At 59.1% G+C, this 20,436-nt stretch carries 16 protein-coding genes and 2 pseudogenes; 10 read left to right on the top strand and 8 right to left on the bottom strand.

Features of this window, described 5'->3' with window-relative positions; genetic code table 11:
• Positions 1 to 24 precede the first annotated feature (24 nt).
• On the bottom strand, positions 25 to 1,284 hold the full coding sequence (locus LIW51_RS25205; RefSeq protein ID WP_227378878.1) for an outer membrane protein assembly factor BamB family protein: 1,260 nt from the start codon (positions 1,282 to 1,284) through the stop codon (positions 25 to 27).
• Between the two features lie 240 nt (positions 1,285 to 1,524).
• Between LIW51_RS25205 and LIW51_RS25200 the strand changes: the two genes are divergently transcribed.
• The 3 genes from LIW51_RS25200 to LIW51_RS25190 are packed head-to-tail and all read left to right on the top strand — an operon-like array spanning position 1,525 to position 3,811.
• Positions 1,525 to 2,532, top strand: coding sequence for a thiamine pyrophosphate-dependent dehydrogenase E1 component subunit alpha (locus LIW51_RS25200; RefSeq protein WP_227379001.1), 1,008 nt, complete (start codon positions 1,525 to 1,527; stop codon positions 2,530 to 2,532).
• Positions 2,532 to 3,554 carry an alpha-ketoacid dehydrogenase subunit beta gene (locus tag LIW51_RS25195; RefSeq protein WP_227378877.1) on the top strand — a complete coding sequence of 341 codons (1,023 nt, stop codon included), beginning with the start codon at positions 2,532 to 2,534 and terminating at the stop codon, positions 3,552 to 3,554. The genes LIW51_RS25200 and LIW51_RS25195 overlap by 1 nt, the downstream gene beginning before the upstream one ends.
• Entirely contained in the window at positions 3,551 to 3,811 is a 261-nt protein-coding gene (locus LIW51_RS25190) for a biotin/lipoyl-containing protein (RefSeq protein ID WP_227378876.1), read from the top strand. The genes LIW51_RS25195 and LIW51_RS25190 overlap by 4 nt, the downstream gene beginning before the upstream one ends.
• A gap of 13 nt (positions 3,812 to 3,824) precedes the next feature.
• Here the strand turns inward: LIW51_RS25190 and LIW51_RS38965 are convergent, their stop codons facing one another.
• Positions 3,825 to 4,472 carry a helix-turn-helix domain-containing protein gene (locus LIW51_RS38965; protein WP_303659920.1) on the bottom strand — a complete coding sequence of 216 codons (648 nt, stop codon included), beginning with the start codon at positions 4,470 to 4,472 and terminating at the stop codon, positions 3,825 to 3,827.
• 88 nt (positions 4,473 to 4,560) lie between these two features.
• Between LIW51_RS38965 and LIW51_RS25180 the strand changes: the two genes are divergently transcribed.
• The 3 genes from LIW51_RS25180 to LIW51_RS25170 all read left to right on the top strand — a co-directional run bounded on the left by LIW51_RS25180 (position 4,561) and on the right by LIW51_RS25170 (position 6,901).
• The gene (locus LIW51_RS25180) at positions 4,561 to 4,956 is read left to right on the top strand and encodes a high-potential iron-sulfur protein (RefSeq protein WP_227378875.1); all 396 of its coding nucleotides are present in this window, start codon (positions 4,561 to 4,563) and stop codon (positions 4,954 to 4,956) included.
• A 271-nt stretch (positions 4,957 to 5,227) separates the two neighbouring features.
• The gene (locus LIW51_RS25175) at positions 5,228 to 5,581 is read left to right on the top strand and encodes a hypothetical protein (protein ID WP_227378874.1); all 354 of its coding nucleotides are present in this window, start codon (positions 5,228 to 5,230) and stop codon (positions 5,579 to 5,581) included.
• A gap of 159 nt (positions 5,582 to 5,740) precedes the next feature.
• Positions 5,741 to 6,901 (top strand): DUF763 domain-containing protein, encoded by a 1,161-nt coding sequence (locus LIW51_RS25170; RefSeq protein ID WP_227378873.1) that lies wholly within the window; start codon positions 5,741 to 5,743, stop codon positions 6,899 to 6,901.
• A gap of 109 nt (positions 6,902 to 7,010) precedes the next feature.
• Here the strand turns inward: LIW51_RS25170 and LIW51_RS25165 are convergent, their stop codons facing one another.
• The gene (locus LIW51_RS25165) at positions 7,011 to 8,219 is read right to left on the bottom strand and encodes a Cdc6/Cdc18 family protein (RefSeq protein WP_227378872.1); all 1,209 of its coding nucleotides are present in this window, start codon (positions 8,217 to 8,219) and stop codon (positions 7,011 to 7,013) included.
• 938 nt (positions 8,220 to 9,157) lie between these two features.
• Here LIW51_RS25165 and LIW51_RS25160 point away from each other — a divergent pair.
• Positions 9,158 to 10,558, top strand: a complete 1,401-nt coding sequence (locus LIW51_RS25160; RefSeq protein ID WP_227378871.1) for an adenylosuccinate synthase — start codon at positions 9,158 to 9,160, stop codon at positions 10,556 to 10,558.
• A gap of 308 nt (positions 10,559 to 10,866) precedes the next feature.
• On the opposite strand, the gene LIW51_RS25155 is transcribed toward LIW51_RS25160, so the two are convergent.
• The 5 genes and pseudogenes from LIW51_RS25155 to LIW51_RS25135 all read right to left on the bottom strand — a co-directional run bounded on the left by LIW51_RS25155 (position 10,867) and on the right by LIW51_RS25135 (position 17,505).
• Positions 10,867 to 11,931, bottom strand: coding sequence for a family 43 glycosylhydrolase (locus tag LIW51_RS25155; protein ID WP_227378870.1), 1,065 nt, complete (start codon positions 11,929 to 11,931; stop codon positions 10,867 to 10,869).
• Positions 11,932 to 12,153: 222 nt separating this feature from the next.
• Positions 12,154 to 12,963, bottom strand: a pseudogene (locus LIW51_RS25150) (SDR family NAD(P)-dependent oxidoreductase).
• Positions 12,957 to 14,108 (bottom strand): galactonate dehydratase, encoded by a 1,152-nt coding sequence (gene dgoD, locus LIW51_RS25145; RefSeq protein ID WP_227378869.1) that lies wholly within the window; start codon positions 14,106 to 14,108, stop codon positions 12,957 to 12,959. The pseudogene LIW51_RS25150 and the gene dgoD overlap by 7 nt, the downstream one beginning before the upstream one ends.
• Positions 14,105 to 16,738, bottom strand: a complete 2,634-nt coding sequence (locus LIW51_RS25140) for a glycoside hydrolase family 2 protein (RefSeq protein ID WP_255767577.1) — start codon at positions 16,736 to 16,738, stop codon at positions 14,105 to 14,107. The genes dgoD and LIW51_RS25140 overlap by 4 nt, the downstream gene beginning before the upstream one ends.
• A gap of 92 nt (positions 16,739 to 16,830) precedes the next feature.
• Entirely contained in the window at positions 16,831 to 17,505 is a 675-nt protein-coding gene (locus LIW51_RS25135; protein WP_227378867.1) for a hypothetical protein, read from the bottom strand.
• A gap of 25 nt (positions 17,506 to 17,530) precedes the next feature.
• Here LIW51_RS25135 and LIW51_RS25130 point away from each other — a divergent pair, with 25 nt between their 5' ends.
• From LIW51_RS25130 to LIW51_RS25120, 3 genes and pseudogenes are all read left to right on the top strand, one after another.
• Positions 17,531 to 17,749 (top strand): hypothetical protein, encoded by a 219-nt coding sequence (locus LIW51_RS25130; RefSeq protein ID WP_227378866.1) that lies wholly within the window; start codon positions 17,531 to 17,533, stop codon positions 17,747 to 17,749.
• A gap of 218 nt (positions 17,750 to 17,967) precedes the next feature.
• Positions 17,968 to 19,080 (top strand): annotated as a pseudogene (locus tag LIW51_RS25125) (ABC transporter ATP-binding protein).
• A gap of 308 nt (positions 19,081 to 19,388) precedes the next feature.
• A complete protein-coding gene (locus tag LIW51_RS25120; protein ID WP_227378865.1) occupies positions 19,389 to 20,117 on the top strand; it encodes an IclR family transcriptional regulator in 729 nt (242 codons plus the stop codon).
• Positions 20,118 to 20,436: the final 319 nt, after the last annotated feature.

Genomic DNA, 20,436 nt, shown 5'->3' with positions numbered 1-20,436 from the left:
GTCGTCCTCTCCTCGTGTTCTCGGTCAGACGTCGAACGCCCAGAGTCGACTCGTCGTGTCCAACCCTTCCGAGACGGTTTTCGACTCGCGTTGGCTCGGCGGGGTGTACTCCGAGGTGAACACGACAGTATCGTTGGCCGGAATCGGGCCCCGACCGCGATTCCCGGACTTCGAGACGCTCCACTTCATCTTCCCGTCCTTCGCATTCAGCGAATACACGGTCACGGTCTCCGCGTTCGATCGAAGGAGGTTCACCGCCCCGTCGGTCACGGTCGGTATCGTTCCCTGCGCCCACTCCCGCTCCGGAAGCTCCCGTTTCCACCGAGTTTCGCCGGTGTCCAGTTCGAGTGCCACGACGTTTCCGTGTAAATCCGCGGCGTACACGGTGCTATCATCGACCGCCGGTCGGATACCACCTTTCGGCGCGCCGGGTGCCTGCCAGCGGTTCATTCCATCCGGTTCGAACGCGCGCACCCGTTCGTGCCCCATCTGTACGAGTTCGGTCTCGGTCGCTATCACGGACGAGAAGTACCCGCCAGTCTGTTTGCGCCACTTCTCGTCGCCGGTCGCGGCGTCGAGTGCGATGAGACTCTCGTTCGCCGTGGTGTAGACGGTGTCGTCGAGCACCGCCGGAAGGCTCGCATCTCCCATTCGGCCGCTCGGGGTGAACGACCACCGCTCGTTTCCGTCGTGATCGAAACAGGCGAGTCCCTCCCGTCCGGCACCGTAGATCGCATCGTTCGTGACCACCGGCGGGTCGTTGATGAAGCCGCCGAACTCCGACGTTTTCCAGAGCTGCTCCCGCGTATCGGCGTCGATGGCGACGAACCGCTCGTTAACGTTAAAGTAGAGATTTCCCTCGTGGTAGATCGGCCGAAGGTCGGAGAGAGGTGCGTGGAAGACGAACGTCGTGTCGAGCGAGATCGCCCACGCTCGTTTTCCACTTTCGAGGTCGTAGGCTTCGAGCGTCGCAATGGGCGCGCCATCGGTCGGCTTTCCGCGAGTTACGTAGACGCGGTCGTTGACGACCGTCGGCGTGGTGAACGGCCCTTCTTTCTCGACCTTCCACCGCATCTCCGAGCGGGTCGCCGGAACCGCCGGGTTGTTTCCGCTGTGATTCGGATTTCGACCGATCTGCGGCCACGACGTCTCGGAGGCGGGTTTTTTCGTGGTGTCCGTCGACGTCGGCTGGGTGTTTTCCCGTGTCGACGCCAGACACCCCGTGAAGAGAGTACTTCCAGCGAGCGCGAGGGCGGTGCGGCGTGTGAGAGGGCGAGGAACCATAGATAGATTTCAAGATCATTTGTTAAATCTTTTGTGTTGGAAATTAAGTTTGTTTAATTACCTTTCCATGCTGGCGTACTACTCTCCTCATCGACATTACGAAGAACGCAAGTCCACCGTATACGGGTTTGAGTCCGTTTTTTCGCTCGGCGTCGTTTTCACGAGGGTTCATGTTTATGAGTACGGTCGTGGTACACGATTGCGAGGGAGAGCATGCCCAGTGTTAACCAATTACAGGAAATGTACGAGCAGATGGTGACCGCGCGGTACTACGAGGAACGCTTACAGGAGGAGTATCTGGAAGGGAAACAGCCCGCGTTCGACATCTCCGCCGGACCGATACCTGGCGAACTCCACCTCGCCGCCGGACAGGAGGCGTCTGCGGCGGGAGTGTGCGCCCATCTCCGAGATGAGGATACCGTCACCGCGCCGCACCGACCGCATCACGTCGCCATCGCAAAAGGGGTCGATCTAAAGCGCATGACCGCCGAGATTTTCGGGCGTGAGACCGGACTCTGCAAGGGAAAGGGCGGTCACATGCACCTGTTCGACCCGGACGTGAACTTCGCGTGTTCGGGCATCATCGCGGAAGGGTGTCCGCCAGCGGTTGGAGCCGCGCTCGCGGCGAAAAAGCGCGCCAGCGACGACGTGGCGGTGGCCTTCCTCGGCGAGGGTGCCGTCAGTCAGGGCGGATTTCTCGAATCGCTCAACCTAGCGAGCGTCCACGACCTACCGGTCGTGTTCGTCGTCGAAGACAACGACTGGGCGATCAGCATGCCCAAAGAGCGGGTGACGGACGTCGAGAACGGTGCACAACGCGCCGACGGGTTCGACCTTCCGGGCGTGCGAGTAGACTACGACGACGCCGTTGCGGTGTACGAGACCGCGGCGGACGCCGTCGGACGCGCCCGCACCGGCAACGGCCCGACGCTGCTCGAAGTGCAGGTACACCGCCGGATGGGTCACTTCATGGGCGACGCCGAGGGCTACCGTCCGGAGGAGGACTCCGAACGCGCTCAGCGTCTCGATTCCATCGAGCGTCTGGCGGACGACCTTCGGGAGCGGGACGTCGCGGACGACCTCGATGCAATCCGCGAGCGCGCCGAGGAACGCGTGGACGACGCCATCGAGTGGGCCAAAGAACAGCCCGAACCCCACCCCGACGCGGCGTACGAGGACGTGTTCGCGAATCCGCCGGAGAACTGGCCGCGGAGATCAGCGACGACGCCCTCGGGGGGTGACGACTGATGGCGCAAGCGCAGGAGGCGACCGGGCGCGAACTCACGATGAGCCGGGCGATGGTCGAGGCAATCGCGGCGGAGATGGAGGCGAGCGACGACGTGTTCGTCATGGGCGAGGACGTCGCCGATTACGGGGGCATCTTCGACAGCACCGACGGCCTGTTGGAGGAGTTCAGCCGCGACCGCGTGATGGACGTGCCGATAAGCGAGACGAGTTTCATCGGCGCAGCCGTCGGCGCCGCGCAGGCCGGAATGCGTCCGATTGCCGAACTCATGTTCGTCGACTTCTTCGGCGTCTGCATGGATCAGATCTACAACCAGATGGCGAAGAACACGTACATGAGCGGCGGCGCGGTCAACGTCCCGATGGTTCTCATGACGGCCGTCGGCGGCACGTACAACGACGCCGCCCAGCACTCGCAGACGCTGTACGGAACCTTCGCCCACCTTCCGGGCATGAAGGTGGTCGTCCCGTCGACCGCCTACGACGCCAAAGGACTGATGCACGCGGCCATCCGCGACGACGACCCTGTGGTCTATCTGTTCCACAAGCGACTGATGGGCATCGGTTGGATGCCCGCACCCGAGGGGCCGAAAACGCCGGTTCCCGAGGACGACTACACCGTCGAGTTCGGCGACGCCGACTTGAAACGCGAGGGTGACGACGTTACCATCGTCACGCTCGGCCTGCACGTCCACCGGGCGCTCGCGGCCGCGGAGGAACTGGCCGAGGAGGGAATCGACGCGGAGGTCGTGGACTTACGGACGCTCGTGCCACTCGACACCGACACCGTCGAGGCGTCGGTGCAGAAAACTGGGCGACTGGTCGTCGTCGACGAGGACTACCGCTCGTTCGGCGTCTCCGGCGAGATCATCGCCCAAGCGACCGAGTGCGCCCTCAACGAATTGGAAGGCGTTCGGCGGGTCACCACTCCCGACGTGCCGATCCCGTACGCCCGGCCGCTCGAACGGGAAGTCAACCCCGGCGTGGACGACATCGCCGAGGCGGTTCGAGACGTACAAGGATGAGCGGGGAGACGGTCGACGTCGACTCCGCCGACGTGTGGCCCGCGGACGCTGAGGACGTCGAAGAAGCGGTCGTTTCCAACTGGTTCATCCGCGAGGGAGGCCGTGTGGAAGAAGGGAACACCATCGCCGAAATCCAAATCGAGAAGGTGAGCGTCGACGTTCTCGCGCCGGCGACCGGCGAGGTGGTCGACGTGCTCGTTCCCGAGGGAGGTGAGTTCGCGCGAGGGGACATCTTGGGGCGCATCCGAGCGAAGTAACGCCGTCCTTTTCTCACTTCACCGGCTCGGCGAAGAACTCCTTGATTATCGTCTCTTCGGCGCGGTGGAGCACGACGCTCGCCGTCGATTTACTGACTCCCAACGCAGTTGCGAGGTCGGTGAGCGAACACCCTCGCGGCGTATCGTAGTACCCGCGTTCGACTGCTTCGGTCAGAAAACGACGTTGGCGGTCGGTCAAAAGCTCGGTCGGATCGACCGACTGGGTGACCCAGACGACCTCGAACGTGAACCCCGTCTCCTCTAACTCGTCTCTAAACTGCGACAGCCGTTCCTGCGAGGTGGTGAGCTCGCAGAGTATCCAGCCGTCTTCGAGGGTGTAGGGAAACTGCGGCAGATTGCCCGAGGACAAGAGCGCGCGATACGGCGGGGGGACGAACGGAAGTTGGAACTGTAGCAAGACCGTCTCCTCGTCGGCGTGGAGCACCTCGTAGGAGGAAACCCTCGACTTCGGCGCACCCTCGAACAGATCGAAAACGACAGCCGGATTCGTCATCGTCGCCTCTAACACGACGAGTAACCCTTGCTCGGTCGGGTAGGCGCTCAAGATTCGAAACTCGTCGTTCGGGCACTCGGTCGATAATCGGAACGGGCCGCCGAGCGCTTTTCCCGGCGGTTTGAACTTCACTCGTGCTCTGGGCATACTTGTATCGTCGGCGGCCGACCTTATCCACGTACCTACGAACATGTTCGAGCGAACGACTACAGTCAGTTCCCACTTCCTCTGTGGCATGAAGCAGTCCGATACCAACGCAATCGAGAACCAATTCGACGCGCCAGCGCATGGGGATGGTGTCCAGAAGTCTTCACACGCACGAGACTCAGTGGAGTTAGACGAGACGCAGACAGCCCCCGATTCCGACGCAGCGTCCACGAAGACCGCACGCCGTCGATTTCTTCAGTTGCTCGGAACCGGAACCGTCCTCTCCCTCGCGGGTTGTTCGAGTCTCACCGGCAAGGCATCGAAAGGGCAGGTGAACTATCAAGACCACCCGAAGGGCGACCAACGGTGCTCGAACTGCCGGTTTTACGAGCCGCCGGAGAACGGCGATAGCGCAGGCACGTGCAGCCGCGTCGAAGGGGAGATAGCCCCCGATGCGTGGTGTAACGTGTACTCCAAGGGTTAGCATCAAGGCGAGTCAACGGCTTGTCGACCGAAGAGTCCACAAACCGAAGAGTTCTCCGGAGTACCCCCGGTCTCCGATGAACCTAGGCCCTTGTACGGCAGTTCGAATGCACTGTCGTCGTTCAAGGAAGCAAGTTCGTGGAGTCCTCTCCGCCGATTCCAGGGCGCGGTCGAACATGTTCGACTAAACGGTCAATGCGGCTGCATTCGTCTTCGATACTATTGGAGCATCACTCCGTTCGATAAAGCAGGGAGAGCCCGCGAAGCAGACGATGCACGCGTTGCTAGGTGTTGAGGGCGTCTCATTCCTTCTCGCCGCCGTGATTCACGCAGGTGTACTCATCCAGGGATACGAACATCGAGAGGCGATGATCGCCGAAAGCGTACTCGGTAGCGTTCTGCTCGTCGGCTTGGCGATGACGTGGGTTCGACCGCGCTCGCTGTTTGCCATCGCCGCAGGCGTGCAGTCGTTCGCGTTACTCGGTACGCTCGTCGGAATCTGGATGATCATCGTCGGCGTCGGTCCCCGTACTCTCTTGGACATCGTGTACCACGTGGCCATCGTGGTCGTGTTGGCGGCGGGCCTCAGATTGGCGTGGCGAATCCGCAAAAAGGAATCGGTCTGACGACGGTACGCCAGTACCGTTTTTAGTAGTTGGAGGGGACGGTGGCGAAACCGCGGTTCGTGAAGTTCCAAAACGCTTTCTCGGAACGATCGTCTTCCCGCGTCACTTTCACTCCACGCCGCCTACTCTTATCGTTCCACGCCCTAGCGAGGGCTACCGATGGCTCGACATGCCAGCGCCGACCTACCTCTGCATACGGGTTCCGCTCCGCGGTGGCTCTTCGACCGGATGGTCGACCTCGGCGAGGCCATCTCGTGGGCGGTTATCGAAGAGTACGGCCAAGACGAACTCGTCAGGAGGCTTTCCGATCCGTATTGGTTCCAAGCGCTCGGGTGCGTCCTCGGATTCGACTGGCACTCCTCGGGCGTTACCACGACGACGATGGGAGCGCTGAAAACGGCGCTCTCCCCCCAAAAACACGGCATCGCCGTGGTCGGGGGGAAGGGTGCGACGTCCCGAAAGACGCCCGATGAGATCGACGCGAGTATGCTCGACGTCTCGGTGGAAACCCGGGATGAACTGAAGCGAATCTCGCGGATGAGTGCGGCAGTGGATAACGGCTGCGTCCAAGATTCCCACGTGCTGTACCACCACACCATGGCGATTTCGGAGACGGGGACGTGGTGTGTCGTCCAGCAGGGGATGAGCGATTCGACGGCGCGGCGATATCACTGGCTGGCCGACGACGTCCAGAGCTTCGTCGAGGAACCTCAGACGGCCATCTGCGCGCAGGAACGGCGCTCTGACCCGCTCGATCTCACTGCCGAATCGTCCGGAGAGACCCGCGCCGTATCGGTGGATCTAGTGCAGGATGATCCGACCCACCTCAAGCGCGAACTGCAAGGACAGCGCTCGCTGGCCGATTTCGGCACCGGTGCGTCGGCCGGCGAAGCGGCGGGAAACGCGAGTGACGGCGGGAGCACTCGAATCGACCTGACCGGCGACCCCGACCTGACGATGCCCAACCATCACCGACTCCGTCAGGCGGATCTCTCCGAGAAGGCGCTCGACCAGCTACGGCGGGCCTACGAGTATCAGCCCGGCGATTACGAGGAACTCGTAGAGCTAGAGGGAATCGGCCCGGGGTCGCTCCGAGCGCTGGCACTGATCGCGGAGTTGGTGTACGACACCGAAAGTTCCCAGGAGGATCCGGCGAAGTACGCCTTCGCCCACGGAGGCAAGGACGGAACGCCGCACCCGGTCAAGCGCGAGCGATACGACCGGTCGATAGAGTACATGCGCTCGATGCTGGAGGGCGCCGATATCGACCGCGAAACCGAACAATGTTCGCTCGAACGGTTGGCCGAACTGGAGCAGTAGACCGCCCGGTCGATCAGCTCGAACGTAGCTCGAACCGCCCATTGGATCAATTCTTCTTCGTTCAGTGGTATCTGTCCCCACCCTAAATTCGCGTTGGAGGATGGGTCGTTCACGTCGTCGATGGGTCTTCCTTACAGGCGCGTAAGACGAGTTCCGGTTCGTCGACGAGGTGATTGACCGTGTAGCCGCCCTTCCCCCGACCGCGACCGCGACGATCCTGTTTGATGATTCCGAGAAACTCGAGTTCGCTCAGGAGATCTCGAACCCGTCGCTGCTTGAGCGGGTCGGAATTCTCTTGCTCGCAGATGTGTTGATACGTCTCATAGACGTTCTTGTTTGGAATCTCCGGGTCTGCGTCGGTAGACTGTTGGACGCGGAACGCGAGCGCAAGCAACACGTATCGCGTGTGCGTCGGTGCTTTCGAAATCAACTCCGCGATTCGGTTCTGTTCTTCTTTCTCTTGGGCGAGCGAGACGTGCTCTTCTCGGACGGTTTCGTCGCCGCGTTCTTCGGCGATTTCACCCGCGTACCGCAGGATATCGATCGCCTGTCGGGCGTCGCCGTGCTCTTGTGCCGCAAGTGCGGCGACGTGCGGAATGACCGGTTGGTCGAGGACATCGTCGACGAACGCGTCGTCGCGAGAGTAGAGGATTTCACGAAGTTGGTTGGCGTCGTACGGGGGGAAAACGTAATCTCGCTCGCAGAGACTGCTCTTGATCCGTTCGTTCAAATCGTCCTTGTATCGAATCTTGTTCGAAATACCGATCACACCGAGTTTCGATTCCTCGAGTTTCCCGGATTCGACCGCGCGGGATAGCTGCATGAGGATGTGGTCGCTCTCGAGTTTGTCGACCTCGTCGAGGATGATGATCGCCACGTCGTAGTGATTCTCGATGATGTCCCAGAGGCGCTTGTAGTACGCTGCCGTGCTCAACCCGGACTGTGGAATGGTAACATTCGTTCGATTCGGGTCGTTCAATTGGTGGCCAGCTGATTGCACCGCCTGCGTTTCGGTGGAGTCCTGAAGGCAGTCGACGTACGCGAAGCCGGCTCGAATACCGTTGTCAGACGCACGCTGCATCATCTGCCGACTGATGAACTTCGAGCAGAGAGATTTCCCCGTTCCAGTTTTACCGTAGAGGAAGACGTTACTGGGCGTATTTCCGTTGAGAGCGGGACGGAGGGCGCTACCGAGGTTCTTCAATTCTTCCTCACGCCCGATGATCTGGTCTCCGTCCGGAAGATGGGAAACCTGCAGGAGTTCCTTGTTGGCGAAGATCGCTGTGTCCTCCCCGAAGTAATCTGGCGAACTCGACATTCTTGAACGAACGTATCGGTAGCCGGGATTATAACGCTTACTTAACCGAAGGAGCTTATTGCCGCTGTAACGCGGCAAGTTGCCGCCCTAAATCCCGAATTAAGCGCATTCAGCGGGTTACGCTTTCGAACTTTGATGTAGTTTGCCGCTGTAACACCCCGCGTTGCCGCTGTAACACTCCACGTTGCCGCTGTAACACCCCGCGTTGCCGCTGTAATCTGTTTGCAGATGAACGTAATTGAGAAGATGACGTTGGCGGACACCCCACGTTGCCGCTGTAAATACGAACCGACGTTCCTGTCGAAATCTCCCTCGTCGGACTACGACGTTCGCCACACCCCGCGTTGCCGCTCTAAGACAGGGTGTCAACCGATGTATGGTGAAAACAACGAAGGTACGGTTCGGTTGTCGCACACCGCGACCACATCGCGGTATCAGATACGTGTGCCTCCGGTGGGGTATGATACGAATCGTATCCATTTAATAGTTTCGTTAGTGAAGATAGACTAAGTTACAGATTGGAGCAATTAACTGATGAAGGTGGCGAAGTAATCACCCAGCGATGTACCTTTTTTGGCGAAATGACTAGTTTCGAGGGAGCTTCGATGGGGTTGACGGGGTTGACGTGTTCTGGCGAAAGTATCGGATACGACCCTTCTCCATTTACAGCGGCAACGCGGGGTGTCCGACAACGCATCTTCTCGACCCGATGGTTCTTACTCGAACCCTCTTGTCGTTGCCCAGTCCGCCGAAGAGCTGGCCGCCGACGCACGTGATGCTGGACGTTACCCCGATTTGTCACTCTGTTTCGGTTACCCTGTCTCGGTTACTCTAATCGGGTGTTCTGCACTTGCCTAGACAGAATTGTGCATAACTCGAGCCAGAAACCCCGTCAAACCGTCATCCATTTGTAGGTCGGGTATAAACAAGGTGGCGGTATGACTGTCACTATCGTCGGATCGCAGTTCGGGGACGAAGGCAAGGGTGGTGCCGTCGATCTCTACGGTGAGGCCGCCGACATCGTCGTCCGCTATCAGGGCGGCGACAACGCCGGCCACACCGTCGTTCACGAGGGCGAGGAGTACAAGCTCTCTCTCCTCCCATCGGGCGTCGTCCGGGGGAAAGAGTGCATCATCGGCAACGGGTGCGTCGTCAACCCCGAGACGCTGTTCGACGAACTCGATACGCTCCGCGAGCGCGGACTCGACCCGAGCGTTCGCGTCGCCGAGCGGGCGCACGTCATCTTCCCCTATCACCGTATTCTCGACGGTATCGAGGAGGACGACAAGAATGAAAAAGGCGACCTCACCGTGGGTACGACTGGACGCGGTATTGGACCGACCTACGAAGATAAAGCCGGTCGGCGGGGAATCCGCGTCGGCGAGTTGCTCGACCGCGAGCTTCTCCGCGCCCGGCTGGAGTACGTCATCCCCCAGAAGCGAGCGCTCGTCGAGGACGTTTTCGACGCAGAGACGGGTCCCGAGTTCGACATCGACCGGCTCTTCGAGACGTACCGCGCCTATGGCGAACGACTCGCCGAGGAAGGAATGACCGTCGACTGCGGTACCTACCTCCAACGGCGGATCGACGAAGGTGACGAGGTGATGTTCGAAGGAGCGCAAGGAACGTTGATCGACATCGACCACGGTACGTATCCCTACGTCACCTCCTCGAATCCGACGGCGGGTGCCGCCTGCGTGGGGAGCGGTCTGGGCCCCACCGTCGTCGGCCAAGGTGACGTGATCGGCGTCGTGAAAGCCTATCTCACGCGAGTTGGAACCGGCCCGCTCCCGACCGAATTGGGCGGAGTCGAAGGACAGACGCCTGGCTACGATAGGAGTGAGGCGGAGGGTGACGGAACCACCGACAAGGCGGAAGAAGAGCTAGCGACCTACATCCGCGACGAGGGCGGCGAGTACGGAACCGTCACCGGTCGCCCGCGCCGCGTCGGATGGCTCGATATGCCGATTCTCCGCCACGCCACCCGCGCAAGCGGCTTTACGGGCATTGTGGTCGGTCACATCGACGTACTGGCCGGACTCGACGAGGTGGAGGTCGGCCACAGCTACCAGTTCGATGGCGACGAAGTGAAAACCGTTCCCCCGACTACCGAAGGGTGGAGTCGCTGTACGGTCAACTATCGGCGGTTCGACGGGTGGCCCGATGTCGACTGGAGTGCAGTCGCCCGTGATGGGTACGAGGCGATTCCGGAGAACGCTCGCGCCTATCTCGAATACATTCAGGAGGAACTCGACACGCCGGTCTACGCCGTCGGTGTCGGCCCGGGGCGCGAGGATACCGTGGTTCTCGATAATCCGTTCGACGAATCGGTGCGATAGTTTCGCCGCCGCTTGCAGTTTGGTTTTCTATGTCGGTAGGGGAGAAACAGTCGTGCAGTCGGCGAAACGAGAAATAAGCGCCGGATGATAAGCAGCCGCCGGTAGCTTACCGTCGGCCAGAGTCGATAATCGGTCAAGAGCAGCAAGTGTGCGATGACGTCAAATACCATATTAAACACGGAAACGTTAATATCCGTTACCGCGAATAACCCCCAACGATAGTTACTTCTGGTATCATATCAGGTTACACCGTGATCAAATAATCGTCCCGATTATCTAAGATCGCTTTTCCTCGCAGGGAGAGGCTGCTATCTGCTGTCGACCGGTCGGCGCTGATAAAGGCTCGGCGTCCTCGTCGTCACCCGCGGCCAGCCATCTCTCCACTGTATCGGGTCAATAAGGAGCGGGCGACGCGGTACTCCGTGAACGAAGCCGGGTTCATCGCGGTCGTAGGCGTGATACAACATCCAATCCCGTCCAGCGTCATCTTCTACGATGGCGTTGTGCCCCGGGGCTCCAAACTGTTCATCGTCGTCGATAACTAGCGTTCCCGGTGCGTCGGTAAGTTTTTCGCCCCTCTGGTTCACGTACGGCCCGTCTAAGGAGCGAGAGTGACCGACTTCGACTTGGTACGTATCGTCGGGACCGCCGCAACACCCCCCGCTCGAAACGAACAAGTAGTACCATCCGTTTCGTTCGATGATGTACGGTCCCTCGAAACGATCGCTTGCGATCTGAACCGGCGTTCCGACGTACTCCCAGCCATTGCCGTCACGAGCGAGTTCGACGAGATAGATCCCGTCAAAGCTCCCCCAGATGAGGTACGGCGACCCTTCGTCCACGAAGAACATCGGATCGATGGAGTTTCCAACACCGACATCCGATCCCTGTAAGACTTCACCCTGATCCTCGAACGGGCCTGCGGGCGAGTCCGCCGTCGCGACGCCGATGCTCTGGTGTTCCCAATTGTATTCGGGTGAAAAATCCACCAACGAGTAAAATAGATGATACTCACCATCATACTGCGCGATATCAGGTGCCCAGACGAACTCGGCGGTTCCGTTTTCGTACCAGTCCGGCACGGAGTCGAAGGCATCGCCGACGTATTCCCAGTTCACGAGATCAGTCGAGCGGATAATCGGAACGATGTGCCAGCCACCCCTGTCTGAACCCCAATTGTCCATGGTCGCATACGCGTAGTACTGTCCATCGTCGGTTCGGATTGCGGAAGGATCGGCGAAGATCGGTTCGAACACCGGATTTTGGTACTGGCCATTCTTCTTACCGGTTCGTTTCGCACTGATACTCGTCAGTCCGGCGGTTAATCCGATACTCCCTGCTGCGATACCTGTAAGTAACTTACGTCTCTGCATCGTTCCGCGTAAATACAGGTAAACTACCATCATAAAATTTGCGCCGTTGATGCAGTTTTAGAGGAATTTCACTGAAAATTGGGCGTCGTTTAGTGAAATCAATTTGAGAATGGACTTGTTTCCGCAGATTCGCTTGACCACTTACTTCTTTTTCGGCTACAGTAGGTGTCCCATCCTAGCACGAACGAACAACGACGAGACTCGTAGTCGCCGAACGACTTTCTACCCACCTCGTCGCATGCGATAGTCGGGTAGCGTATCGTCCTGCATCACCGCACTGCGCCCGCCGTCTACGAGGAGGCTAACTCCGGTGACGAACGCTGCATCGTCGCTAGCCAAAAACGCGACGGCACCTGCGATGTTCGCAGGTGCGCCAAGCCGTCCGACCGGATGAATCGATTCGAGGTGTTCGCGGTTCGCCTCGTCCATATCCTCGGTCATGCTTTCGATTGCGACCCAACCGGGGTTAACGGTGTTGACGCGGATGTCGGGGCCGAAATCGAGTACCATCCCACGGGTCATTCCGTTGATTCCTGCCTCCACCGCGTTGTACGGGAACATCTCGGGCATCGTCAGGAACGCGTGGTTCGAGGAGACGTTGATGATGGCTCCCGCGTCCATCTGGGCGACCGCGTGTTTTGCGCAGAGCCAATACGCTCTGAAGTCGGTTTCGAGGACGAACTCCTAGTCGTCCAGCGTCGCCTCGTCTGCCGCCGTGTTCGTCTCCACGCCGGCGTTGTTCACCAGCACGTCAACGCCGCCGAAGCGATCGGCTGCAGCCTCGAACAACGCCTCGATATCCGCCGGATCGCGCATGTCCGCGCGCAGGAACGTCGCCTCGCCGCCATCATCGCCGATGTCGTCGACGATGGCATCTCCGTCCGCCGCTGTTCGTCCGGTGAGGACGATGTTCGCCCCTTCGGCGGCGAACCGATCGGCGATGCTTGCGCCGATGCCCCGGGTCGAACCGGTAACGACGACGGTCTGGTCTTCGAACCGTCCCCAATCGGTCGGATACCTATCCGTCACCACTCCGCGATAGAGCCGTCGTCGTGCCGCCAGATCGGATTGTGCCAGTTGACTTCATGTTCGGCGTTCGACCGAACTGTCGATTCGTCGATCTCGATACTGAGTCCCGGCTTCGTCGGAAGCTCAACGAACCCCTGTCGATACTCGAAGACGTCGGGATCGGCGAGGTAGTCGAGAACGTCGCTTGTCTCGTTGTAGTGGATATCGAGGCTCTGTTCTTGGATGAGCGTATTAGACGAACAGGCGTCGACTTGTATGCACGACGCGAGTGCGATAGGGCCGAGCGGGCAGTGCGGTGCCATCGCCACGTCGTACGCTTCGGCCATCGCGGCAATCTTCTTCACCTCGGTGATACCGCCGGCGTGCGAGAGGTCGGGTTGAATGATGTCGACCGATCCGTCCTCGAACACCTGTTTAAAATCCCACCGCGAGTACATGCGCTCGCCCGTTGCGATGGGGATAGTCGTGTGAGCGGCGATGTCGCCGAGTTCGTCGTTGTGTTCAGCGAGCACCGGCTCTTCGATGAAGAAGGGTTCGTGCGGTTCAAGCGCCTTGGCCAACCGCTTGGCCATCGGCTTCGACACACGACCGTGGAAGTCGACGCCGATATCCACCTCGTCGCCGACTTCCTCGCGAACCTGCGCGATTCGGTCAACCGCTGACTGGACGGTCGCCGACGTATCCACGCGCCGAAGCTCGGACGTCGCATTCATCTTCAACGCGGTAAACCCGGCGTCGACCTTCTCGGCGGCGGCTTGGCCGACGTCGGCCGGGCGGTCGCCACCGATCCATTGATAAACACGGATACGATTCCGCGCCTTTCCACCGAGCAGTTCGTACACCGGCGCACCGTAATGTTTGCCTTTGATATCCCAGAGCGCTTGATCGATACCGGCGATGGCGCTCATGAGGATCGGCCCGCCGCGGTAGAAACCGCCACGGTACATCGTCTGCCAGTGGTTCTCGATGGGTAGCGGATCTTCACCCATCAAGTAGTCGTCCATCAGTTCTTCGACGGCGGCGCGAACCGTCTTCGCACGCCCTTCGACGACCGGTTCGCCCCAGCCGACGATACCGTCGCTCGTGGTGACCTTTAGAAAGAGCCACCGCGGCGGTACTTCGAACAGCTCGTAATCGACAATTCTCATTCGTCTGTAACCCTCTCGATGATGTTGCTCATAAGTGTTGTTCCTGTCGGATTTTCGCCGTAGGCATCGGAGAGACGAAACGTACACGCCGTGACAGTTCCCGCGCCGAACTCACGTGTTAAGAGCGGACTCCCCTCGTTGACGAGCCATCCCTCGACGTAGCCGACGTGAACTTCGTCGGATTCCTCGACATCCGTCGCAACCGCGTACGGGTAGAGACCGTCGAACGCCCATCCCAGACGTCGGTCGACGACTAGGTCGGACATCGGTTCCGAGTCGCTGTAGAAGAACGAGGAAACGAGGTTCCAGCTCTCGGTGGCCGGGAGTTCGCGGAACTCGAAGGGAGTCTCGTCCGACATCGATCCGTCGGAACCGGGGACGAGGATAACCGCTCCCCCCGCTTCGGCGAACGAGCGGATGGAATCATCTAAATCCGTGACTACGGCGATGTCGACGTCCTCGTCGAGTTCGTGTTGGGTGATTATGCCGTTGTCCGCTGCCGCCATTCGGGGACTTATCGCCCCACGCACGAACGCTGTTACACCGTCGTCCGCAGTCGGCTCGTCATCGTAGACCCACAGTCTCTCGGCCGTCGTGACCGTATCAGATGACGTTTCGAGCGTCGCGGTCACCTCGTCCGAGGAGACGCCGGACGTGTCGGACGTGTTGACGGTGAACGCATCGTCGATGCGCACCGCGCTCGCGCCGTCGACGGTGACGGCGACGGTTCCAGCGTCGTCGAACGCCTCCCACGAGAGGTCGGTATCTATCGTTTCGGTGGTGTCGTTGACGACGACGACGTCGACGGAAACGTCGTCGCCGCTCCAAGTGGATCGTACGCGCGGTTCGAGTCGAAGCATCACGGGGCCGTTCACCGATGCGAACTCGTCGCAGAACGTCTTCTCCTCTCGGTAGTAGTCGAGCAGTCCGTTGAATTCCCACTCGATGTCGGAGAACTCGGTGATGACGTACCCGGCGATGTCTTCTCGAGTGCGCACCTGACCGATGATATCTGCGATCGAGACGAACTCGCGTTCCTGCCAGACGGTTGCAAGGTCGTCAAATCCGTCGAACGCGGACGAGAGCGGCGACTTCTCGAATCGTTCGTCCACGCCGGCCGGGCACTTGATGGGATCGTCGAAGAATTCGTGGTCGAACCACGACGGTTCGCCGCCATAGCGCTTCCGAAACGCGTCCACGTCGGAGAACCCCCACGTCCCGAACTCCGAGATAACGATCGGCGACTCGTCGGGGTCGGTCTCCGCGGATCCGTAGTTGTCCGCGGGGTGCGCGACAATGTGATCGAGGTCGTCGGCCCACGCGTCGGCGCGATCCGGGCTGACGAAGTAGCGGTGGTAGTCGTTGATATCCGTGGCGACGTGCGCCCACCCCGAGTTGTCACATATGAGGCGCGTCGAGTCCCACTCACGGGCGGTCTCGTACAGCTCCGCGAGGTACGTCTGCTTTTCCTCGTCGGTCCACAGCGACTCTTCTCCCTCCTCGTAGTGGCCGCCGATACCCCACTCTTCGTTGTAGAGACTCCAAACTACGACGCTCGGGGAGTTGTAGTCGCGCTCGATGAGCCCCTTCAACTGTTCGCGAACCTCGCATTTCGAGCGCTCGGTGTAGACCGACGGATTCGCCGGTTCCTCCCAGACAAGGATGCCGAGTCGGTTGGCCGCATCGATGAAATCCGGATGGGCGGGCTTGATGTGCTTGCGGAGCATGTTGAACCCGAGCTCCTTCGCGATTCGAATTTCGCGCTCGAAAAGCCCCTCCTCGAAGGGACGATATAGCGTCTCGGGGTAGTACCCCTGATCGAGCGCACCGCGGAGCCGCAGCGGTTCGCCGTTGAGTAGAAATCGATCTTCGGTAACTTCGAAGCTTCGCATGCCGAAGTAGTCCTCGTAGCGGTCGACGGTTTCGCCGTCCGCGCTGAGGCGAACCGTGAGATCGTATAGATGCGGCGACTCCGGCGTCCAGTAGTTCGGATTCTCCATGTCCAATTCGACTCGCACTGAGTCGCCTGCGTCGAGTTCGACCGCCGCTTCTGCGACCGTTTCGCCGTCGGAAGCGGCGGCGACGGTGGCCGTCAAGTCGCGTAACTCCTTCGCGGTTTTGAACGTCAACTCGACTTCCGCCGTGTCCGAATCGAGGTTCGGGGTGACGCGCGCGTTCGTCGTCCGTGTTTTCGGGCGCGTGCGGAGTTCGACGTCTCCCCAGATACCGCTTACTCGCGTGTACCACGGTTCTCCCTGCTTGCCGTGCGGGATTTCGTCGATATCTTCCGGGTCTTCGACTCGAACGACTACCGTGTTCTCGCCCGCGTGCGATTCATTCGTAACGTCGAACTCGAACGGGAGGTAACCGCCGCGATGACTCCCTACTTCGTCGCCGTTGACCCAGACTGTCGCCTCGTAGTCGACGGCACCGAACGAGACGGCGACACGTTCGTCCGCCTCGGTTTCGGGGACTTCGACCTGACGCCGATACCACGCGACGCCCGCGTAGTCCAGATAGTCATCGTCTTCCTGCCACGCGTGCGGAACGTCTACCGTCATCTCTGACGGCCAGTCGGTATCGGGGTCGAACCAACTGGCGTCGCGCCCTTCATCGTCGGGATCGAGCACGAACCTCCACGTTCCGTTTAGCGACTGCTGAGTTCGGTATGACTGTGAATCAGTCTGTATCTTTGGTTTATCTATATCGTTCATGTAGTGCGTTAACTTTCGGTTGGAAATTGATTCAAACGGCGAGTTCGGTCCATGGTTTTGCGCTCATTCCTCGTCTCCTCGTCGTCGAAGCCGAAGAGAAACAGGTGCAGCGAGAAAGCGAGCGCGGGGAACAGGATAACGAATCCGACGGTAAACACCGCGGTCACACTCGTCGTGACCGCGGTCAGTATACCGATCGTAAGCGAGAGCGTCGGGTGTCCTGTGAGCTGTTTCCGCCCCGTCCGAAGCGCTTCGACGACTCCAGCGCCGCCCGAGAGCGAGACGAACGCCGGGATGAGGAGAAGTACCACGTACAGGGTCGCGTAGGCGCAGACGATTGCGAGCACGGCGCTCACCGTCGACCCCGACCCGAGGTAGGCGTCCACGTACAAGCCGGAAGCGAGTGCAGGAAGTATCGGCAGCGCACCGAGTAGCATCGCATGGATACCGTTCGTCCGCAACCGCTCGGCGAGGACTCCGTGATCAACTTGCCCATTCTCGTGTAACGACTGAATCGCCACGTACGCGGCGAGCGTCGTCGGCCCGATGGTGATGAGCGGAGCGGAAGCGAAGAACCACGCACTGCTCACGCCAACGAGAGTGGTAATGTGGCGATAGACGAACTGTCCAGTCTCGGAGAGACCCAGTCGAAGCCGTTCGATGTCGGACTCGGCGCTCGTCATCCCTTCGTCCCCTGAATTTCTTGTCGTGACTCTCATTGAACTTATTGACTATCTTCTCCATCGTCTTCCCGTCGCCACCGCCAAACAGCGTCCAGTACTTGATGGTCGTCTTTCCGCCGCTGCCTCCACCGCCGCCACCGCCGAGACCGCCGCGACAACCGGCCAGTCCGGTGATACCGGCCGCCCCGGCCGCGGTCACGAAGCTTCGCCTATCGAAACGGGGTTTACTATTGCTATTATCTAGCATCCCACGGGGATAGAATTAGTCCGGTCACATAAACATTCCCCATGATTCTTGTACAAGAACGAGTCAGAGGGAGCGAACGCCCAAAAGAATGTCCACCTCTCAAATACCAGTTCGCGGTGAAGAACCACATTGTTTCCGGTTTTGTTATTGTCTGTAGATAACTAATAATAACGCATATTTTTATATGCGACGGTCTTCACGTGACATACTGTCTCATGAGCACCGTGAGATTCAACGATGTGCGGAAAGAGTACGAGAGTTCCATTGTGGCCGTAGACGGATTCAGTATGGATATCGAGGACGGGGAATTCGTCTCCACCGTCGGTCCGTCGGGATCCGGCAAATCGATGTTGCTTCGAATGCTCGCCGGTCTCGAAGACGTATCCGATGGGGAAATATCAATCAGAGACCGAATAGTGAACGACGTTCCCCCCAAGACCGCGGGATAGCGATGGTGTTTCAGAACTACGCGCTCTACCCGCACATGAGCGTTCGAAAGAACATGTCGTACGGTCTGAAACTCACAAGCGATCTCTCCGACGACCAGATCAACCGCCGCGTCGAAGAAGCTGCCGAGATGATGGGCATTGAGGAGCTCCTTGATAAGCTACCGGGGAGCCTCTCCGGCGGTCAACAGCAACGCGTCACAACTGGGCGCGCCATTGTTCGCTATCCGGAAGCATTCCTGATGGACGAGCCACTATCAAATCTCGATGCGAAGTGAAGATCCACATGCGTACGGAACTCCAGCGGATACAGGAGGAGCTGAACACGACGACGATATACGTCACGCACGACCAGGAAGAGGCAATGTCGATGTCCGACCGCATCGTCGTTCTCGCCGACGGAAACTCCAACAAGTCGGAACGCCGGACGAAGTGTACCATCAACCGACGAATCGGTTCGTCGCCGACTTCATCGGGAGTCCCTAGATGAACTTCTTCGACGTCGAACTCCGCGACGGCGCTCTCGTCGGATCCGAGTTCCGCTACCCACTTTCCGCCGCGTTCGTCGATAATCTCGACGCTGCAAACGGCACTACTCTGACACTTGGGGTTCGACCTGAACATATCGCTATTGAGGAAGGAGAGAGCGACGGCGGTATTCGCGCAACCGTCGACGTGGTTGAACCCGTCGGAAGTGATAATTATATTTACCTTCATATCGGCGAGTACGAGTGTATTCTCCGTACTTCGAGTGGGGTTCGCCCATCCGCCGGTACCGCTGTGAATATTTCCTTCGACGAGTCCAGTTTTCATCTCTTCGACGCGGAGACAAACGAAAGCGTGTTCGAGCGCCAAACCGAGTATCTTCCTACATCCAGTTAACGACTACCGACCTCCCACTCGTTTTCGCTCACTGTTCTCTTCTCGTATAGACTCGCATTCAAAATCGGTGATTGATGTGTTCCGGTAAGAGGACGTTTCCAGTTAGGAAACGGCCGTGGGAGATCCCGGAACACAACGTACTGTCCATGATGTGGGTGGGAAGATGCCATGTAGCCGTTCTCTAATCGCTCCTTTCGCTCTACGTCGATCCTTTCTAAAGTTGGGAACTCGACTTGAGATCCTGTTCCTACAAGGGTATTTCTAATTAGGAAAAATTATGTAGATTCTTCGAGAACCGTGAAGATACGATGGGCACGGAAACGGAGTATCCGATACGGACGACGGCGAAGGTATTTCAGGTGCTAGATGGGTTGATGGAGCTTCACTCGGCCGGTGTCACCGAACTCGCAAATCACTTAGATTTGTCAAAAAGTTCGATTTACAAGCATCTCGATACGCTCCGTCGCCTCGGCTACGTCCTGAAAGTGGAGGATGAGTATCAACTAGGGCTCAAGTTTTTCGAAATGGGAAACAAAGTTAGGAAGGGAAACAGACTCTACAAAATCGCCAAACCCGTTATGAACAATCTCGCCATGACAACCGGCGAGACGGTGTCGCTAGCGATCGAAGAGTCGGGGGAGGTCGTCTATCTCTATTCCGTTCGTGCCGGGTCGACTGACGACGGCAAGCAAGGTACTCGCGCTCCCCTCGCCACCGACGTTGCAGGGAAGGCGATTCTCGCCTACAAACCGACGGCTGAACGAGACGCACTCGTCTCAAGCGCCGAGTGGATGGACGAGTCGCTGCTCTCCGAACTCCGAACAATTCGTGACCATCGGCTCGCCATCGAACGAAGCACCAGAAAAGATGGCCAAAACTGCGTTGCCGTACCCATCCGAGACACGGACGATTACCCGCTTGGAGCGCTCACAGTGTGTGGTTCTACGGCGAGTCTGTCGGGGAAACGATTAGAGGAGGACATCACTGGTCTCGTGGTAAGTGCAGCGAAAAGTATCGAAGTAGAGTTAGGTTCCTGAACCACGTCAAACGGAAGATTGACTGGAGAGTAATCGGTCTCCGTTTCCCTCTGGGAAACAATGATGGCGAAGATAATTTACGACGTGCGGCGACAAAACTACAACCCCGGAGTTGGGACGTGCGAGTTTCAAGCCGGTAAATCGGATTACAGTCGGTGATTTCGAGCGTTTCGTCAACCGGTAAGTGAGTTTCCGCAGGCCACTTCCGTCTTGACGATGAACCGACTCGGTGGTCTATGTCATTTACCGCCGATTAAGAACATTCCCCCTCGGTGGTACCCCATCGAGTAAAATTGGCGCATTCGTTACAACACTAATA

Source organism: Haladaptatus halobius, from assembly GCF_020618475.1.
GTDB lineage: Archaea > Halobacteriota > Halobacteria > Halobacteriales > Haladaptataceae > Haladaptatus > Haladaptatus halobius.
The sequence above is the reverse complement of the archived record's forward strand: the minus strand, read 5'-3'. Positions and strand labels throughout refer to the sequence as shown.